Genomic DNA, 17,578 nt, shown 5'->3' on the forward strand with positions numbered 1-17,578 from the left:
TTAATGGAAAAATCTAAAAGGTATGTTTTACCGAAAAAAAGAAGTAGAAACTACCCACGAGTTGTGAAAGGGAAACCACAGAAATACCCAAAAAAATGCCAGTCAATCTCTTAACTGACTGGCATTACTGCATCTGCAGGGCTTTTTATCCATTATACTTTTTCAATCAAGATCGTATCTGGTTGCGTCGTTATTTTAGGATTGAAATGCTTATTCACTATTTTAATTCCCCCTTGCGACTCTAAAGATTCACACAGTTCAAGTACCTTCTGCATCTCTTCAGCCTTGATCCCCGTGCCCAGGATTAATTTTTTTCCTGCTTCTAATTGACTAATTTTTGTTTGAATTTTGTCCAACATTTTTTTCTCCTATTTATTCAATGTAGTTCTCATACAATATAACAAGTTAGTGCAAAAAAAGTGCAAAAGTTCGAATAATTTCACTTTTATTTTATTTTTCTCTTTTTGTGCATGATCTTTGCTAGTTCTTTCCTGTTCACATGTTAGTTCACATGAAAAATCAGGAGGAGAACATGAGTAAATCAGAGTCTAAAGTGAAAAGAATAGAAACTCTCCTCGACCGTTTTGGTAATCTTGCCGTAGAAAGTTTCCATTATCTTGCGCTGTTCATTATTGGCTGTATGGTGATCTGGTCCGCAGGTCATACCGTATTTGACATTTTGACCGTCAAACAGTTTGCCACCATTGATGATATTCTTTTGCTGTTTATCTATCTGGAACTTGGTGCCATGGTCGGCATTTATTTCAAGACCAATCATATGCCAGTTCGGTTCCTGATTTATATTGCGATTACTGCCCTGACCCGTTTACTGATTTCTGATATTCAACATACGCACAAAGCCAGCATGGATCAGGTTATTATTACCGGTTCGATTCTGATTCTGGCTTTTGCCATTCTGGTGGTCCGTTATGCGTCCTGGACCTATCCATCTGTCATTCGTGACAAGCATAGCGAAAAGCCATTACCAGAAGGTAAAACTCCACGTCCTGAAGATGATGAGTTGGCATAGTCATAGAAAAGTCCCCCCTTTGCAAAAGGTGAGAAGCACTGCTTCGCAAGAGGGTAATTAATCACCACTCCTAACAAGAGAGGGAATTTCTTTTAACGGTTATTCATCAACACATAACGACCATTTTCATAAATCCAGTAACTTCCGCGTGGTGGTGCAGGTAATCCCAAACGCTGCCAGTCAGTAATCACTGTATATCTCGAACTTTCAATGTAGGCCACATTTGGATCACCATTAACCCAACTATAGCTATTGGAATTCTGGTAAATCGTGGTCGGTGCCTGATACTGGATATTGAACCCGCTTTGGCTCTGTGCAGGAGGATAATATCCGCCATGGGATGGACGTTGCGGATAATAAGGCCGCTGCGAATGAGGCGGCTGTGGTGCATAATGAGGACGCGATGGAGGACGATGTTGAGGTTTAGAATGATCAACACCAGTATAGCCTACCCAGGCATTATCCGCCCAAGCGGGCACCGCAATACCAAACAGGAATGAAGCCAGCAATGCACCTGAAGCTAATTTTTTCATAAGTGCGTCCTCCAAAGATTTCTGACCATATTTTAACCAAAATCCATGCAGAAAATATGGATAAATTCCCTGCTGCTGCAAAGTTTTGTAATTGATTCCATGACTTTAACAGGCTTGCGTGATGAGCGCTGAAGTGCGTATGCTAATATCACTTTTTTAATGCTTTGAGTTGCATACTGTGTCTGATTTAAATTTCGATCGTTTATATGAATATTTTTGCAAGGTACCCAGTGTTCAAAAAGGACTGATTGATAGCTATGGCTCAGATGGGAAACAGGCCTGGTGGTTTAAATTTCAGATCAACGTTGATCATCCTTTAGCATGGCAAACTGTGCAGGAACTGGGTCATGTCCTGAACTATATTTCTAAAAATGAGCGCCTGCCGACTCAGTTTCTTCCAGTTTCTCCACCGCCTTATATGAATGGTGTAGCCAAAGATTTCCTGTCTTGGGTGATCCAGTGCAATCATGCTGACTTCCCACCAGATGTAGTATGTGACTGGCTAGAGGCGCGTTTACCAAATCCGGTGGATGATGAAGCACAATGGAAAATCAAAACTGATATTTCTGAACTGGATGAGCTGACAGATAAAGAACTGGATCAACTGGTTCCGCCGAATCCAGAAAAATAACTCCCCTCATCCCAACCTTCTCCCATAGGGAGAAGGAGTTCCCTCTCCTTTCAGGAGAGGGCTAGGGAGAGGCCAATCAAAACGTCGACCAACCACTCCATTCCATAAAACGGTATAACCAGTATTTCCAGAATGACTCTTCAGCATATTGAGCATAGTCTACGCTCATGGAACGGCCATTCAAATTAGACCAGGCCGTATTGAAATACTGCTGCGCATCGCTAAAGACTTCCGCCTGAGGCTGTCCCACCACACGCAAATTGGTTTCCAGATTATAATTTTTCAGATTACGTGCCGTGAAATTTGCTGAACCCAAAATCATTTCAGCTTGCTGGGCACCATATTTCATCAGAATTTTGTTATGACATTGCTCGCCTTGAGTATTACACCAGCGTACCGGAATACCAGCTTTATGCAGTTCTGAAGCCACTTGGCGGTTAGGAATGCCATTTTTTTCACGACCAAATGCATCTTTGTTTGGATCAAGTAAAACCCGAAGTTTCACTCCGCGCTCATGCGCTGCAATTAACCCTTTCACAATCTTACGTTCTGACAGATAGAACATGGCCAGATCAATCTGCTCATCTGCTTTCGCCGTTTCAAGCAGCTTTAGAACTCCCTCATAAATGGCTTTTTCAGTTAGCACCTGAACTTGAGGCTGTTTTTTTTCTGCTTCAAACTCACCTGCAATCACAGCCGGCATATTGGCTTGAGACATGATCCCGACCGCCTGTTCTGTCGCAAGAATATCAATCGCTGTTCTGCCCCAGACCAGTAGACCAATATTGGAGTGCCGTGAACTGCCATCATGTGGGTTCATTGAGGTAACCAGTGCTTTCCAGCCCTGATCTGTATCGACGACCAGTGTTTTACGATGATTGGCTTTGAAATTAAACAAGTCGAAATAACTGCGTAAGGTCACTTTTTCTGGACCAAACGGATTTGGCAACCAGCCTTTTTCCGGATTATTGCCAATCCCCTGACAGCACAGATACCAGAAACCTGACCAGCTTGGATTAGAAGCACGTAGCGGTGTCAGATTGGTTTCGATTACATCTACTCCTGCCTGACGCAGTTCACGATAATGCTGTGCTGTAATTCCACCGTATACAGAATTAATCGGATCGGTAATAAATTTGATTTCCACTTCAGGCTGCATTAATCGCTTGTTAAGTAAGGCCTCTGTGAGCTGTTTGCTGAGTGCCTGATGTTCCTGTTTAGAGGCACCGGTCTGCTGATTAAACAGAAACATATCCAGCACGATCAGGGATTTTGCTTCCTCAACCATTTTCAGCATTTCATTAAAAATCTGATGATCCAGTTGCTGCTTGCCCTGTGTATCTAGATAAGTCTGATCGACCAGAAATTTCACCTGTGCATGGCGCAGCTTACCCGTGTAATTCAGCCCTTCAGGTAAGGGTTTATAAGTATGATAAATTGCTGAAGCCAGATAACTGGCCATCAGCACACCAATGATCAAGGCCGCATAACGGCGGTTTGACCAGTTCAGTTTATTGTGAATTCGTTGAAAGATACGCATAAAAAAAAACCTAACCCAATATACTCAGGCTAGGTTTAATCTGATGATTTTTCAAGTCTATTTCAGTGACAGTACTTGGATTCGGTCAGTTATTTCATCTGAATCCTAGAAATCATATTGTACGCCGACTGTGAAATTACGTCCGACTTGCGGAATATTCGACAGGAATGAGCTATGTGAATAGACCTGATCATCGAGCAGATTATCGGCTTTAAAATAAACCCGATAGGCATTTTTATCAGCAATGCTATTAGCATAGCTTAGGCCGACATTGACCATGTTATAGCCTTGGGTTTCATCTTCATAACTGGCCGTTTTGTCCTGATTAAAGACATGATAATACTCTGCCATTCCTGACCAGCCATCGGCAAAGTCTGCTTCAACCTTGGTTCCTAAGCGGCCTGCTGGAATACGGGGTGCATTTTCACCCTCAATTTTGCCGCGTACATAATCACCGAACACACCAAACTTGTATGTGTCATTTAATGCATAAGTAGCTTCCGCTTCAGCCCCATAGAAACGAGCTTTATCTTGAGTATATTCTACCCCACGCAAATTTCCATTTCTGGCCGTAGTCGCACCGTAGATATAGTCATCAAACCAGTTATGGTAAATATGCGCATGATAATCCAGCTTATCACCTTCATATTCGAAACCTAGTTCCAGGTTATTCGAGCTTTCTTTTTCCAGATCAGGATTACCGACTTCATAGGTATTGGTGGCAAAATGCAGGCCATTGGCATACAACTCTTGTGCCAGTGGTAAACGTTGCTGATGTGAACCTACAATGGATAACTTATAGTTCGGGGCAAATTCCCAATTCGCAGCAGCAGAAGCAGAGACGCCCGTGCCTGAATAATTTTTCTGTTCAGATTCAACTTGTACTTTTTGATGATCAACACGTGCACCCAGTTCGACATGCACATCACCGAGTTGTTTATGCTCTAAAGCAAACAGACTGTATTTTTCAGTTTTGGTATCTGGCATGACTACGCTTGAACCATGAACATGATGTTCTTCATCATCCTCGTCACCATCTTCATGATGATCATGTTCTGTAGCAGCCAGATTGATTTTCTGCTGGCTATATTGGGTGCCAATTACCCCTTCCCAACCAGCAACCGGAACATGCACCAGCTCTAAACGGCCATCGTAGCCTTTGCTTTTGAAATTACTAATCACTTCATTTTCTTCCAGCTCATCATGCTCATAATCGGTAAAGCTGGCATGGGCACGTAACTTGTCAAAACCGGCAAAAGGCTGTTCCAGTTCAGTACGTACTTCATAACGTTCAGATTTCAGATCTACCCATGGTCCGCCATGCTCTTCTTCATGCTCTGCGGTAGCACCCAGCTCTGGACAGCCATGGAAATGATCACCATGCAATACACAGCCATGATATTCATGACTATGCCCCGGCAAACCATATTCATCCTGACGGTTACTATAAGATAGCCCCACAAAACCACGATCATGAATCCATGATCCACCAATATTTACAGTCTGGCCTTCAGCAAAAGTATTGCCTACACGACGTTCTTTGTGAAAATGTGAATGATCGCCATGAGATTCTTCTACTACATAATCAGGCGCAATATAGTCATTGGCCTTATGTTTAGTACCTTCGACACGCAGGGCAAAATTTTCACCGACTGCAGCAGTCACGCCTGCACTTGCCAGTTTTTCATCACTGCCCGAGTTGTAACGCAGACCAACTTTACCCTCCAGACCATCTTCCGGCATTTGGGTTGGGATTTTCTGGTCAGTGACATTGACCAGACCACCGACTGTTCCCGCGCTATAAAGCAAAGTTGATGGGCCGCGAATCACTTCGACCTGTTTGGCTAGAATCGGATCGACTGTCACTGCATGGTCAGGAGATAGAGTAGATACATCAGCCGTTTCGGAGGCATGCTGCAAAACTTTGACACGTGGACCATCCTGGCCTCGAATTACCGGTCGGCTCGCTCCGGTTCCATACTGATTTGAATACACCCCAAGTTCATCAGCCAGCGCATCACCAATAGTTGTCGCACGTTCAGATAAAGCTTTCTGGTCCACCATCAGATCAGCAACTGCAAAATCTGCCGCAGTCTGTACCAGTGGATGAGCTTGTACCTGAATGGTATCCATGGTTTGTACAGGAATAGAAGAAGATGACTGTTCTGCAAATACCGTAGGCGCAACTACAGCAAAAATTGAGAGTGTTATTAGATTCTTAGAAAAGGACATGACCCAAGCTCAAATTCAGCAATTTCGAATATTGTTATAATATAACATTTCATTGTTTTTGCAATCCTTTACGATAATCAATGAGATATTTTATTAGAATGTCATTTGAATATTTTTCATTGTAGTAAAACACTTTTTTTATGCCCTTTACTTTATCACATGCTGTACTGGCTCCACCTATTTCATATTTAACTGGCAACCGGCTACCTGTTGCTGCACTGGCGATTGGCAGCATGGTTCCTGATCTGTACCGTCTTTTTACCCATAAGAATTCTAATATTACTCATTTATGGTCTTCGCTGATTCACCCTAATTTATGGATTGGTCTCATTTTTTGTGCGGTCTGGTACCTGATTTACCGGCCAGTGATTTATCGTTTCATTGGCATACAGCATGATTTAAATATTCATAATCTATTTTCACTATTCCGATTTATCTGCGCTATGTGTATTGCAGTGGTGATTGGGACAGCCACTCATATTATTTGGGATGGTCTGACCCATGCAGATTTTCGAACCTTTGCCTTTTATGACATTCTCAGCCAGCAGTATCAAATTTTAGGACGAACTTATCCCCTACACCGGATTTTACAGATCGGGACTTCTGCCCTAGCTCTACCTTTTATTCTGTGGATGAGTCTGCATTACTATAAAACTCATCGGCAATATCTAAGCGTCAGTCACAAGATCCTCATCTTTTGCTGGGGTTTATTAGGTTTATCTACGCTCACAGGTTTATTTTCGACATGGGACTATATGCGCTACATTCCGGATGAGGTCTGGCGATCTGATCTGTATTATTTTACCGGCCGCTCTATCAATGAATTTAGCCAGGGCTTTTTAATCACCTTTAGTCTGGGCTGTCTGCTATTTTTATTTCTGGATCGTGATCGGCGTATGGGCTAGGAAAATCTCCCGCTTCCTGCTTATTCACTTTAAAATGATACTGTTTTTGCCTCAAGTTCTTGTGACAACATGCCCAAAGAGGCATAATCCTACCTTTGCTAAAGGCGGTACGCTGTTTACGTATACGCTTCCTTAACCCATATAGTTGGATTTTTAACGCTATGATGCGAACTCATTACTGCGGTTCTTTAACCGAAGCTCAAATTGACCAGACCGTAACATTATGCGGTTGGGTACACCGTCGCCGTGACCACGGTGGTGTCATTTTCCTTGACATGCGTGACCGTGACGGTCTTGTTCAAGTGGTTATCGACCCAGATACACCTGAAGCGTTTGCAACAGCAGACAAAGCACGTTCTGAATACGTATTAAAAATTACAGGCCGTGTACGTCGCCGTTATGCGGGTACTGAAAATGCCAACATGGTGAGTGGTCAAATCGAAGTATTGGGTAAAGAAATTGAAGTTCTTGCTCAGTCTGAAACTCCTCCATTCCCACTGAATGACGAAAATACAAGCATTTCTGAAGAAATTCGTTTGAAATATCGTTTCCTGGACATCCGTCGTCCTGAAATGATCGATCGTTTACGTTTCCGTTCTAAAGTGACCAACCTGATCCGTAACTATTTAGACGATCACGGTTTCCTAGACGTTGAAACTCCGATCTTGACTCGTGCGACCCCTGAAGGTGCGCGTGACTACTTAGTTCCAAGCCGTGTATCTAATGGTAGCTTCTATGCGCTTCCACAATCACCACAGCTGTTCAAACAGTTGTTGATGGTAGGTGGTGTAGATCGTTACTACCAGATCGCTAAATGTTTCCGTGACGAAGATTTACGTGCGGATCGTCAGCCTGAATTCACTCAAATCGACATCGAAACATCGTTCATGAGCGATGACGATATTATGGATTTGATGGAAGGCATGACTGTTAAGATGTTCGACGAACTTCTTGGCATCAAATTCGACAAATTCCAACGTATGCCTTATTCAGAAGCAATGCGTGACTATGCTTCTGACAAACCAGACTTACGTATTCCTTTGAAACTTGTTGACGTTGCAGACTTGATGCAAGACGTCGAGTTCAAAGTATTCGCAGGTCCTGCTAAAGATCCTAAAGGCCGTATCGTTGCGCTTCGCGTTCCAGGTGCGGGCTCACTGCCACGTAGCGCAATCGATGAATATACTAAATTCGTTGGTATTTACGGTGCGAAAGGTCTGGCTTACATCAAGGTCAATGAACTTGAGAAAGGTATTGAAGGTCTTCAATCACCTATCGTTAAATTCATCGAGCCAATCGTGCTGGATCTGTTGAAACGTGTTGGTGCTGAAAATGGCGACATCGTATTCTTCGGTGCAGACAAAGCCAAAGTTGTGAATGATGCAATGGGCGCACTTCGTGTGAAAATTGGTCATGATATGAACCTTGCAACTTGCGAATGGGCTCCGCTTTGGGTAGTTGACTTCCCAATGTTCGAAGAAACTGATGATGGCAAATGGACTTCTGTTCACCATCCGTTCACGCTTCCTAAATCAAGCGTTGAAGATGTGAAGAATAATCCAGGCGAAGCATTGTCTGTTGCTTATGACATGGTATTGAATGGTACTGAAATCGGTGGTGGTTCACTGCGTATTTATACTTTAGAAATGCAAAAAGCGATCTTTGAAGCGCTGGGTATTTCTGAAGAAGAGGCAGAAGAGAAATTCAGCTTCTTGCTAAATGCGCTTAAATTCGGTGCGCCTCCGCATGGTGGTTTGGCATTCGGTCTGGATCGTCTGGTGATGCTAATGACTGGTGCATCTTCAATCCGTGATGTGATTGCATTCCCGAAAACCAAAACTGCTGAATGTCCATTGACTCAAGCACCTGCACCAGTTGAATCAACTCAACTGCGTGATTTGGGTATTCGCTTACGTGAAAAACCAAAAGCCGAATCTCAAGAATAATTTCTTGATGATTTGAGTAAAAAAGCCCTGTTCTAACAGGGCTTTTTTATTGCATTGAGAAGCCTGCACGACAGTGGCATAATAGCTTCAGTTTCTATTTTTAGGTAATTTGGCAATGGCGATGCGTCCTGCTGTTCGTAACCGTGGCATCATGCTGATCGTGTTTTCAGTCGTACAATGGCTGTTCATGCGCTATATCCTTGCAAACAACCTGTTTAACCTGGACACCAATGACCGTATTGTGTACTTCTGCCTGAGCAGTATTTTAGGTGCACTTGTCATTTTTGTAGGTCTGATTTATATGGTGCTTAAAGGCAATCCTGATCAAGAATCTTAATCAGGCAAGCTGCACACCATGTACGCATTACTCAAGAACTTCTCCAAACTCCCGTTAAGATTCATTCAAAATTTGGCGAAAAGTGTTGGATCACTTCTCTATATCACGAATTCATCGATTCGCCGTACTACAGAAATTAATTTAGGGATTGCCTATCCTGAACTGTCAGCATCAGAACGTACACGACTGGCAAAACGAAGTGTTCAAAGCCAATGCATGACCTATGCCGAGTCAGTCAAAATTTGGGGTTCTCAACCTGAGTTCGCATTAAAACAAATCCGGAATATTCATCATCCAGAAATTTTTACTGATGCACTGAAAAACCCGAATGGAACTTTAGCAGTCGTTCCTCATTTTGGTACTTGGGAGTTACTTAATGCCTGGGTGAATCAACACACTAGCCCTGTCATCATGTATAAACCGAGCAAAAATCCTGATGTCGATCGGTTTATGCTCGAAGCACGGCAACGTTTAAATGCTACCCTTGTTCCGACTGATGAAACTGGTGTAAGAGCTTTATTCAAGCATCTAAAACAGGGTGGATTTGCTGCCATTCTTCCTGACCATGTGCCCAAAGAAAGCGGCGGTATTTACTCACCTTTTTATGGACAGAATGCTCTATCTTCTACCCTGCTGTCTAAGTTGGCTGCAAAAACCCAATGCTCTGTGATTGGCTTAAGTTGTTTACGTCATGAAGATCTGGATGGCTTTGATATTCATGTAACTGAGTTATCAATTGATATTCTATCTAAAGACTTACAGCTTTCTGTAGATACCTTAAACAAGGAAATGGAGCGAATGATTAACATTGCTCCAGAGCAGTATTTGTGGGGGTATAAACGGTTTAGGAAAGTTAAAAGCTAATTTAAATATTTTTTAATAAAAATATTTTCTATATCTTTATGACGGTCATATTGATGAATTATAGTTGATACGCGTCCATCTAAATCTAGGATCTCATTATTACAATTTAATATGATCTCATTTCTAGGAACTAAACCTACAGTTGAAATAATAGATTTAAGAGGATCACAATGAACGACATCTTCAAAATTATTAGAATAAAGCAATTTATTATGTATACCTTGATCATAATTAGAACGAACCATCTTGTAATAAGGTAAAGACATAAACTCATCAATCATTGTTTTTAAATACAACATAACAGACTTATGATCTCCTAAAGTGACTCCTGCACAACAGATTTTCTCTGATCCAATTTTATTGAGATATTGTTTCCCATATACGTCGCTAATCCACTTTATATGAAAATCATCTTGCCCAATTAGAATACGAGAATGTTCCATACCTAAGTATAATCCATTCAAATTATTATCAAATGGATTACGCTGTACAATCACATCTCGTGTGTCTGTCAACATAATATCTTCATTAGTACTTTTTAATAAAAGATAATTGTAATAATCAAAAAATCTCGAAACATGTGGTAGCCCGAGAAAATATATAAAATCTTTTTTCAGAGCGGGCTCTAAGTTAACAATAATACCACTTAGAATTTTTATTAGTTTTTTTAAATTTTTACCAATTTTTTTCGTTGAACTTAGTATCCCAATTCTACTTAAGCTAAATTCCAGTTTAAAGGCATAATCTTTTTTTAAAAAGTATAAATTATAATCTTCATATTGATTATCATTTATAAAAAGTACAACTTTCCCTTCATATTTTGCGACACTTAAGCTCTCTAAAAAAACCTCCACTTTATCTGGTGTATAACCTGTAGCTGCCCCCAAAATAATTGATGATGTCAAATCTTTCATATATCCTACTTTTCAATTCAATCGCAATAAAGTTTTAAACTTCTCAAAAATATTTGATTTTGATTTTTCATCAAATAACTTGAATAAGTTAAACCATTTGTTTTTACCCAAATAGTTTAATTTGATATTATCTTTATCTTCTAAAAAGGCCATCATAAATACTCCTTGATCGTCATCAACCATAGAATCAAGTAATATTTTTTTTTGACAGTTATATACTATATTAGAAAAATTAAGCCATTTTTCTTTAGTGCCAACAATTGCACCACCTATAATAAAAACTTGATTTCTTAAAATTGATTCATTGACCAACTCTTTACTAATCTTAAAGTTTTTATTAATCGTGAAAAAATGAATTTTATCTTCATTAAATGGATATTTCCATTTCACTAAACCATTGAGTGTTTCTTTACTTCTACAATAACCAAAATCTACCCAAGCCACCAAATGAGTATTTACCAACTTACTTGTTATAGCTTTTTTTACGAAATATGCTTTCAAATTAGTTACTAGAACATAATCTGGCGACCAATATTCTGGATTTCTTGATTGAGCTGGGTCAACTGTGTTTTTAAATACACTACTATTTTGTACAGCTTTTATTTTTTCTCTACAATCTGAAAATTTACTATTAATATCAATTTCCACTATAATAGTTTTTTTATTTTTTCTTATTTTTCTAATCTTTTCTGAAAATTCTGAAGAAGTAAAAATTATCATATCATTTTCTAATTCAGCTAAATTAGAAAAATAATCTAAATACTTTTCAGGAGAACGTTGCAAGTAACTAGGATGACCTTTTTCTACGCTCCAATTCCCTCTGCCTATATCAAAGAATGCACTTACTATTGTAATTTCAGATTTATCAATCACTTAAAATACCCTTAAATATTAAAAAATCTTTATTAGTAAAATTTTACATTATTTGCAAATAAAGTATATTTCACCTGACTAAAGATACGCAGCAATTCCTTTTGTATTTTTGCCCATCCCTTCTTCTTATATTTCTTCATCCTTACTTTACGTTCATCTATTAAATCACTTGAAAGAACTGTCTTCTTCTCTGGATATAACATCATTTCTTGTATACAAATAGCTGGTGACATTTGATAAACGTCACATTGCTTAGTTTGAATAAAATCTCTAAACATTAACTCATCTAGAGGTATTAAATGTTGCTGTTGTATATAAGTGAGATAAGCTTTTGCTCCTTTTAAGGACAAAATATATCCAGCCGTTCCTAAATTTTTACTGGTTAACCGTTTAATTTTACGGTCAGTGTTTTCAATATTAAATGTATCTTTCGCCAATAAAACTTTTTCGGAGAATGCTTCAGTTTTAATAATATGCCAGTTTTCTTGAATCCATGCAGATGTACTAAAAATTGAGAATGCATCTTGACCCAAAAAAATATCATCTTCAAATACTGCAATATATGGAATCTGCTCGTCGACCATCTTTTGCCAAACAGAGACATGGCTCATAAAACATGCCAACTCGCCACCTGTTAAATACTCATCCCCAACATTTAAGTGCATTTTTTCCGCTAAAGGTTTGGCTAAATCTGGTGTCAAAGCATCAAAAAAATCAAAATTTATATTTTGCTTTCCAAATTCCTTACAAATGTGTTCACGACGTGCAGTAGCTGTTTTTAAACTAATAACAATATTTTTCATAACCCAGAATAATCTATTTTGATTTTATTAAATGTTTTAAAGCGAAATAGCGGTCACGCCACATACGTTTTTGCTTTTTAAAACCATACGAAAACGCACGATTTTCTTTTTCTTTACGAGAAATCCCCTGCGTGGCAACTGTACCTAAAATATCACTATCTAAGCCTGCTGGACGAACCAAAGCTGGCCATACGCCTAAACCCTTACCATTTTTACTTAGCCAAGTTTGGAAGAAAATATCTACAGGCATATTAATGGTTCGACCTGCTTGTACAAATTCTTGGGCACCTTGGCGTGACCAAATCAGGCCTAAACCGCGAATTGGAAAATAAAAAGCATGCCACATGCTCATATCTTCAATCTGGGTAATATCTTTCGCCAGCTTTTTCTTTTTGGCTGCAATATTGATTAAGTACCAATCTAAATCTTTATGCTCATCCAGATATTCTAATACACCAGCCAACTTTGTTTTAAAGTCTGGATTAATTTTCATATCATCTTCAAGTACAACCAGATAATCTGCATCAGTATTCAGAAACTTCTCTGCGCAACCATAATGACTCAGATAACACCCCAATTCCGAGTTCATCAGGCTACGTCCAAGAATCTGTTGCGCACCTTGATCATCATAGTTGGCAAATTCAGTTAAAGCCTTGCCACGGCCATCGACTGCGGAGAAACGTTCAAAGGACCAATTTACTGCATCTAGTTGCTGAGTCGCCCGTTCAAGCCGTTCATGACTACCATCCAGATTAATCAGATAAGTAATTACTTTCATCATGAACCTCTAAGCTAAAATTGAATTTGGCAAATAACCAGCCAGTTTTCTCTGCATGGCATTACTGATCTGCTTTGCATCTGCTGGCTTTAATTGATCCAAACTCTGGATACAACCATATTTTATTGCGGGATTATCTAAAGCTGAAATAAAACTGTCGAGGCTATCTTCATTTTTTAGATAAGCCAATTCAATATCAGGCTTCAGCTCAGCTTGCTGCTTTTGAATCTTGATATGATTCATCAGTGAAATGGGATTAAGCTGCTCTACACTACGAAACTTGTATTTAATCTGGGTTTCCAGCAACTGTGAATGTGCCAGCAAATAATCTTTCAAAGCATGACGATCGACAATATGTGGATAATGATGGATCTTAAAGAACTTTTTGAAACCCAGGATATCAGCCCCTAACATTTGTGCAATCATGTGCTTCGGCTGAATCGGCTTGCCAAATTGACGCTGCAAAAATTGGCGATATTTTAACTTTGTTTTCAACGCAAAACTGCTTTGCCAGTGGCCATAGACCACCAAATGATTACCGTTTAGAAAATCTTCTGGCTGCGCAGTTGAATTAAAGAAAAAGTCATCATTCAAATAAATGAAGTAGTCTGATAATCCTTCAATGTTCCAGAGCATACTTTCAATGGATCGGGTATTGAAAGTGGGCAAATGCTGCTCATAACCTCTAAAAATTTCCCGATGATCCACTACACGAATTTTATCGGCAGTACACAGGCCTTGTGCAGTAAATTCATCAATAAATTCTGGGCGCTGGTTATCGGTCACTACAAAAATATTGCGGCAAAAAGGTACATATTTCAGGATTGAAGCAATATTGTAGTAGATTTCATTGTCACTGGCGAAACGGGTATCACTGACTGCGTCTGATGCATCTTCACCAGTCAAATATTTATGCCGTTTCTTTTTTAATTCAAGATCATTGCCATCTACCCAGGCAATTACAATATCAATCTGCTGCATTTACTTCATCACTTTAAAATAGGTACCGGATTGCTTAATTACTACACTTAATAATTATTGCCACGCATCCTTGATCCATTGCGATGGCAGAACATAACGGTACCATTTACCACCGCCGCCGTTAATTGCGTCAGGTGGATTGATTTCACCATGGAAAATAATAATTTTGACACCTTCCGGCTTCACAGGCGGCTTGAAATAAGCCATTGGAATTTTTTGCAGACAGTGATATTTATAGCTCTTGCACCAGGAATCCGGCCAGTAACTCAGTTTCTTTTCCTGATCAACATACCAGGATAAATAAGCCTGCTCATTACGAAACTTCTGACGGATTTCATCAAAATGTTCACGGAAATATGGCATCAAACCAGGAAAAGCTCCCAGCTTGAAACGATAAACCGAGCTATTTCCGGTAATACGCCATGGACGTTTCCAGTCATGAATAATCAAAAAATCACCCGGATGGGTAAAGAAACTGTCAATATTATCGACAATCACAACATCTAAATCGAGAAAAAGTGCATTTCCTTTTAAACCATATAAATCAGGTTCAAAGGTCGATAACTTATTCCAGCCACGTTCAGGACTACCTGCTGGCAAGGCCAATGGCGGAATAGGAAAACATTCAACAGCAGGATCAATGCCCTCGGTACGGTCTGTCAGACACACCATTTTAAAGTCAACCGTAGTATGACGCTTGACCATGTTGTATAAACGATTGACGTACTCTGCCCCATATTTGGTGCCCCACTTCATGCATAGCACAATATTCTGTTCAGACTGTGTATGAGCCTGACCTGACAGTGAGTCGTTTACGTTTTCCTGCATGTATTCATCTTCCACCAGCATTCTGCGCCATATCATACCATCTCTAAAGCAAAGTTACTCCCCCGCTTTTCAACACCTTCATAATACTCAAAATACTTTATGGTATGATATGAAACCGCCTTGAGAACACCACTATTGGCTTGGGCTCTGGCTCCCCTATTAAAAATACATAATCAGGTTGATATGAAAATAGCAGTTGCAGGCACCGGTTACGTCGGCCTTTCCAATGCCATGATCTTCTCACAACATCATGAAGTCGTGGCATTAGATATTATTGACAATAAAGTTGAAATGTTAAATCAGAAGATTTCTCCGATTCAGGATCCTGACATTTCAACTTTTTTAAGTGAAAAGCCACTAAACTTCCGTGCAACAACTGACAAATATGAAGCTTATCAGAACGCAGATTTTGTCATTATTGCGACACCGACGGATTATGATACCAAAACCAATTATTTTAATACCCAAAGCGTCGAAAGCGTCATTGGTGATGTGACCGAGATCAACCCTCAAGCGGTCATGATTATTAAATCTACGGTTCCGGTAGGCTTCACCAAAACGGTTAAAGAGAAATTTCATACAGACAATATTATTTTCTCTCCAGAGTTCTTGCGTGAAGGTAAAGCCCTACATGACAACCTTTATCCATCACGTATTATTGTTGGAGAGAAGTCAGCGCGTGCCCAACAATTTGCAGATATGCTGATTGAAGGTGCAATCAAAAAAGACAGCACTGTGCTGTTTACTGACTCAACCGAAGCTGAAGCAATCAAGTTATTTGCCAATACCTATCTGGCTATGCGCGTGGCTTTCTTCAATGAACTGGATACCTATGCACAAACGTTCGGTTTAGATACTCAGCAAATTATTGAAGGTGTCTGTCTGGATCAGCGAATTGGCAACCACTATAACAACCCTTCCTTTGGTTATGGCGGTTACTGCCTACCAAAAGATACCAAGCAGTTATTGGCTAACTACAGTCAGGTACCAAGCAATCTGATACAGGCCATTGTGGATTCTAACCGTACCCGTAAAGACTTCATTGCCGATTCCATTTTGGCAAAACATCCATCTGTAGTAGGGATTTATCGACTAGTCATGAAAAGTGGTTCAGATAATTTCCGTGCCTCTGCCATCCAAGGCGTGATGAAACGCCTTAAGGCTAAAGGTATTGAAGTCATTATCTATGAGCCAACGCTCAAAGAAGCAGAGTTCTTTAAATCTGAAGTAATTACTGATTTAGAAATTTTTAAACAGCGGGCAGAGGTGATCATCACCAATCGTCGATCTAAAGATCTCAGTAATGTTGAAGATAAAGTTTATACACGTGATATTTTTGGAGGCGATGAATGAAAATTCTGGTAACAGGTGCAGCAGGTTTTATTGGATTTCATGTTTCCAAAAAGCTTTTAGAACGTGGTGATGATGTGGTCGGTTTTGACAACATGAATGACTACTACGATCCAGCGTTAAAACAGGCACGTGTAGATCTGCTAACTCAAACAGCGGAACAGCAGTCGGGGCAGTTCGACTTTTATCATGCCAACCTTGCAGATAAAGCCGCAGTTGACAAGTGTTTTCAGGAACATCAATTTGATCGCGTGATTCATCTTGCTGCACAGGCAGGCGTACGTTATTCGCTTGAAAATCCGATGAGTTATGTGGAAAGCAATATTGTCGGTTTTACCAATATCATTGAAGCCTGTCGCTATGCCAAAACACCACATCTGACTTATGCCAGTACCAGTAGCGTGTATGGTGCCAACACTACCATGCCTTTTAGTGAAAAGCATGGTGTCGACCATCCGATCCAGTTCTATGCAGCAACAAAGCGTGCCAATGAATTGATGGCACATAGCTATAGCCATTTATTCAAACTACCAACTACAGGCCTGCGATTTTTTACTGTCTATGGTCCTTGGGGTCGTCCGGATATGGCTCTCTTTAAGTTCACTAAGAATATTATTGAAGGCAAATCTATTCCGGTTTTTAATCACGGCAACCATACCCGTGATTTCACCTTTGTTGCAGATATTGCTGAAGGCGTGATCCGTTCCAGTGACCAGATTGCTGCACCAAATCCAGACTGGGATAGCAACAATCCTGATCCATCCACCAGCAATGCCCCGTTCCGGATCTTTAACATCGGCAATAATTCGCCAGTCAAACTGATTGAATATATCCATGCCATTGAAAAAGCAGTCGGCAAAGAAGCCATTCTGGACCTACTGCCACTACAACCCGGTGATGTACCAGATACTTTCGCGGATAGCTCAGCACTAGAACAAAGTGTAGGTTACAAACCTTCCGTTTCTGTTGAAGATGGCGTAAAACAGTTTGTTGACTGGTATCGGGATTTCTATCAGGTTTAATAGATTCTTCT

General features: G+C 40.1%; 18 protein-coding genes. 8 read left to right on the forward strand and 10 right to left on the reverse strand.

Translation table 11 applies throughout. From position 1 onward, the window contains the following. Positions 1-152: 152 nt before the first annotated feature. A complete protein-coding gene (locus FTU19_RS01215) occupies positions 153-359 on the reverse strand; it encodes a hypothetical protein (protein WP_125279369.1) in 207 nt (68 codons plus the stop codon). Positions 360-532: 173 nt separating this feature from the next. Here FTU19_RS01215 and FTU19_RS01220 point away from each other — a divergent pair, with 173 nt between their 5' ends. Continuing rightward, a complete protein-coding gene (locus tag FTU19_RS01220) occupies positions 533-1,030 on the forward strand; it encodes a phosphate-starvation-inducible protein PsiE (RefSeq protein WP_005232065.1) in 498 nt (165 codons plus the stop codon). Between the two features lie 92 nt (positions 1,031-1,122). Here the strand turns inward: FTU19_RS01220 and FTU19_RS01225 are convergent, their stop codons facing one another. Further along, positions 1,123-1,563 carry an RcnB family protein gene (locus FTU19_RS01225; protein WP_180025144.1) on the reverse strand — a complete coding sequence of 147 codons (441 nt, stop codon included), beginning with the start codon at positions 1,561-1,563 and terminating at the stop codon, positions 1,123-1,125. Positions 1,564-1,741: 178 nt separating this feature from the next. On the opposite strand from FTU19_RS01225, the gene FTU19_RS01230 reads away from it, so the two are divergent. Beyond that, complete coding sequence (locus tag FTU19_RS01230) at positions 1,742-2,194, forward strand: hypothetical protein (RefSeq protein WP_180017145.1); 453 nt, start codon at positions 1,742-1,744, stop codon at positions 2,192-2,194. Positions 2,195-2,270: 76 nt separating this feature from the next. On the opposite strand, the gene FTU19_RS01235 is transcribed toward FTU19_RS01230, so the two are convergent. Together FTU19_RS01235 and znuD are read right to left on the reverse strand one after the other, a co-directional pair. Continuing rightward, a complete protein-coding gene (locus tag FTU19_RS01235) occupies positions 2,271-3,734 on the reverse strand; it encodes a phospholipase D family protein (RefSeq protein WP_159124088.1) in 1,464 nt (487 codons plus the stop codon). Between the two features lie 105 nt (positions 3,735-3,839). Further along, complete coding sequence (gene znuD, locus FTU19_RS01240; protein ID WP_180025143.1) at positions 3,840-5,966, reverse strand: zinc piracy TonB-dependent receptor ZnuD; 2,127 nt, start codon at positions 5,964-5,966, stop codon at positions 3,840-3,842. Positions 5,967-6,106: 140 nt separating this feature from the next. Between znuD and FTU19_RS01245 the strand changes: the two genes are divergently transcribed. The 4 genes from FTU19_RS01245 (at position 6,107) to FTU19_RS01260 (ending at position 10,018) form a co-directional block, all read left to right on the forward strand. After that, positions 6,107-6,871 (forward strand): DUF4184 family protein, encoded by a 765-nt coding sequence (locus FTU19_RS01245; protein ID WP_180025142.1) that lies wholly within the window; start codon positions 6,107-6,109, stop codon positions 6,869-6,871. A gap of 161 nt (positions 6,872-7,032) precedes the next feature. Beyond that, complete coding sequence (aspS, locus tag FTU19_RS01250; protein ID WP_034704264.1) at positions 7,033-8,817, forward strand: aspartate--tRNA ligase; 1,785 nt, start codon at positions 7,033-7,035, stop codon at positions 8,815-8,817. Between the two features lie 115 nt (positions 8,818-8,932). Then, positions 8,933-9,154, forward strand: coding sequence for a hypothetical protein (locus tag FTU19_RS01255; RefSeq protein WP_005232078.1), 222 nt, complete (start codon positions 8,933-8,935; stop codon positions 9,152-9,154). Between the two features lie 18 nt (positions 9,155-9,172). Next, entirely contained in the window at positions 9,173-10,018 is an 846-nt protein-coding gene (locus FTU19_RS01260) for a lysophospholipid acyltransferase family protein (RefSeq protein ID WP_180025141.1), read from the forward strand. Here FTU19_RS01260 and FTU19_RS01265 read toward each other — a convergent pair. Genes FTU19_RS01265 through FTU19_RS01290 form a run of 6 tightly spaced genes read right to left on the reverse strand, consistent with a single transcriptional unit; the run spans position 10,015 to position 15,195 of the window. Beyond that, on the reverse strand, positions 10,015-10,932 hold the full coding sequence (locus FTU19_RS01265) for a hypothetical protein (RefSeq protein WP_180025140.1): 918 nt from the start codon (positions 10,930-10,932) through the stop codon (positions 10,015-10,017). The genes FTU19_RS01260 and FTU19_RS01265 overlap by 4 nt on opposite strands. Positions 10,933-10,944: 12 nt before the next feature. After that, positions 10,945-11,805, reverse strand: a complete 861-nt coding sequence (locus FTU19_RS01270; RefSeq protein ID WP_180025139.1) for a WlaTC/HtrL family glycosyltransferase — start codon at positions 11,803-11,805, stop codon at positions 10,945-10,947. 32 nt (positions 11,806-11,837) lie between these two features. Further along, positions 11,838-12,608 carry a glycosyltransferase family 25 protein gene (locus tag FTU19_RS01275; RefSeq protein WP_180025138.1) on the reverse strand — a complete coding sequence of 257 codons (771 nt, stop codon included), beginning with the start codon at positions 12,606-12,608 and terminating at the stop codon, positions 11,838-11,840. Positions 12,609-12,621: 13 nt separating this feature from the next. Next, positions 12,622-13,386: a glycosyltransferase family 25 protein gene (locus tag FTU19_RS01280; RefSeq protein WP_180025154.1), complete on the reverse strand. Its 765-nt coding sequence runs from the start codon at positions 13,384-13,386 to the stop codon at positions 12,622-12,624. A 9-nt stretch (positions 13,387-13,395) separates the two neighbouring features. Further along, positions 13,396-14,367, reverse strand: a complete 972-nt coding sequence (locus FTU19_RS01285; RefSeq protein WP_180025137.1) for a stealth family protein — start codon at positions 14,365-14,367, stop codon at positions 13,396-13,398. Positions 14,368-14,421: 54 nt separating this feature from the next. After that, on the reverse strand, positions 14,422-15,195 hold the full coding sequence (locus FTU19_RS01290; protein WP_071320474.1) for a glycosyltransferase: 774 nt from the start codon (positions 15,193-15,195) through the stop codon (positions 14,422-14,424). A gap of 183 nt (positions 15,196-15,378) precedes the next feature. Here FTU19_RS01290 and FTU19_RS01295 point away from each other — a divergent pair, with 183 nt between their 5' ends. Both FTU19_RS01295 and FTU19_RS01300 read left to right on the forward strand, forming a co-directional pair. Next, positions 15,379-16,548 carry a nucleotide sugar dehydrogenase gene (locus tag FTU19_RS01295; protein WP_180025136.1) on the forward strand — a complete coding sequence of 390 codons (1,170 nt, stop codon included), beginning with the start codon at positions 15,379-15,381 and terminating at the stop codon, positions 16,546-16,548. Then, positions 16,545-17,567 (forward strand): NAD-dependent epimerase, encoded by a 1,023-nt coding sequence (locus FTU19_RS01300; protein ID WP_004813072.1) that lies wholly within the window; start codon positions 16,545-16,547, stop codon positions 17,565-17,567. Before FTU19_RS01295 ends, FTU19_RS01300 begins: the two co-directional genes overlap by 4 nt. Positions 17,568-17,578: the final 11 nt, after the last annotated feature.

It is taken from the genome of Acinetobacter sp. YH12072 (assembly GCF_013419565.1).
Classification (GTDB): Bacteria; Pseudomonadota; Gammaproteobacteria; order Pseudomonadales; family Moraxellaceae; genus Acinetobacter.

Coding starts and splice junctions, on each gene's coding strand:
- FTU19_RS01215 (WP_125279369.1), bottom strand. CDS start 359: ATGTTGGACAAAATTCAAACAAAAATTAGTCAATTAGAAGCAGGAAAA.
- FTU19_RS01220 (WP_005232065.1), top strand. CDS start 533: ATGAGTAAATCAGAGTCTAAAGTGAAAAGAATAGAAACTCTCCTCGAC.
- FTU19_RS01225 (WP_180025144.1), bottom strand. CDS start 1,563: ATGAAAAAATTAGCTTCAGGTGCATTGCTGGCTTCATTCCTGTTTGGT.
- FTU19_RS01235 (WP_159124088.1), bottom strand. CDS start 3,734: ATGCGTATCTTTCAACGAATTCACAATAAACTGAACTGGTCAAACCGC.
- znuD (WP_180025143.1), bottom strand. CDS start 5,966: ATGTCCTTTTCTAAGAATCTAATAACACTCTCAATTTTTGCTGTAGTT.
- FTU19_RS01245 (WP_180025142.1), top strand. CDS start 6,107: ATGCCCTTTACTTTATCACATGCTGTACTGGCTCCACCTATTTCATAT.
- aspS (WP_034704264.1), top strand. CDS start 7,033: ATGATGCGAACTCATTACTGCGGTTCTTTAACCGAAGCTCAAATTGAC.
- FTU19_RS01255 (WP_005232078.1), top strand. CDS start 8,933: ATGGCGATGCGTCCTGCTGTTCGTAACCGTGGCATCATGCTGATCGTG.
- FTU19_RS01260 (WP_180025141.1), top strand. CDS start 9,173: ATGTACGCATTACTCAAGAACTTCTCCAAACTCCCGTTAAGATTCATT.
- FTU19_RS01265 (WP_180025140.1), bottom strand. CDS start 10,932: ATGAAAGATTTGACATCATCAATTATTTTGGGGGCAGCTACAGGTTAT.
- FTU19_RS01275 (WP_180025138.1), bottom strand. CDS start 12,608: ATGAAAAATATTGTTATTAGTTTAAAAACAGCTACTGCACGTCGTGAA.
- FTU19_RS01280 (WP_180025154.1), bottom strand. CDS start 13,386: ATGAAAGTAATTACTTATCTGATTAATCTGGATGGTAGTCATGAACGG.
- FTU19_RS01285 (WP_180025137.1), bottom strand. CDS start 14,367: ATGCAGCAGATTGATATTGTAATTGCCTGGGTAGATGGCAATGATCTT.
- FTU19_RS01290 (WP_071320474.1), bottom strand. CDS start 15,195: ATGCAGGAAAACGTAAACGACTCACTGTCAGGTCAGGCTCATACACAG.
- FTU19_RS01295 (WP_180025136.1), top strand. CDS start 15,379: ATGAAAATAGCAGTTGCAGGCACCGGTTACGTCGGCCTTTCCAATGCC.
- FTU19_RS01300 (WP_004813072.1), top strand. CDS start 16,545: ATGAAAATTCTGGTAACAGGTGCAGCAGGTTTTATTGGATTTCATGTT.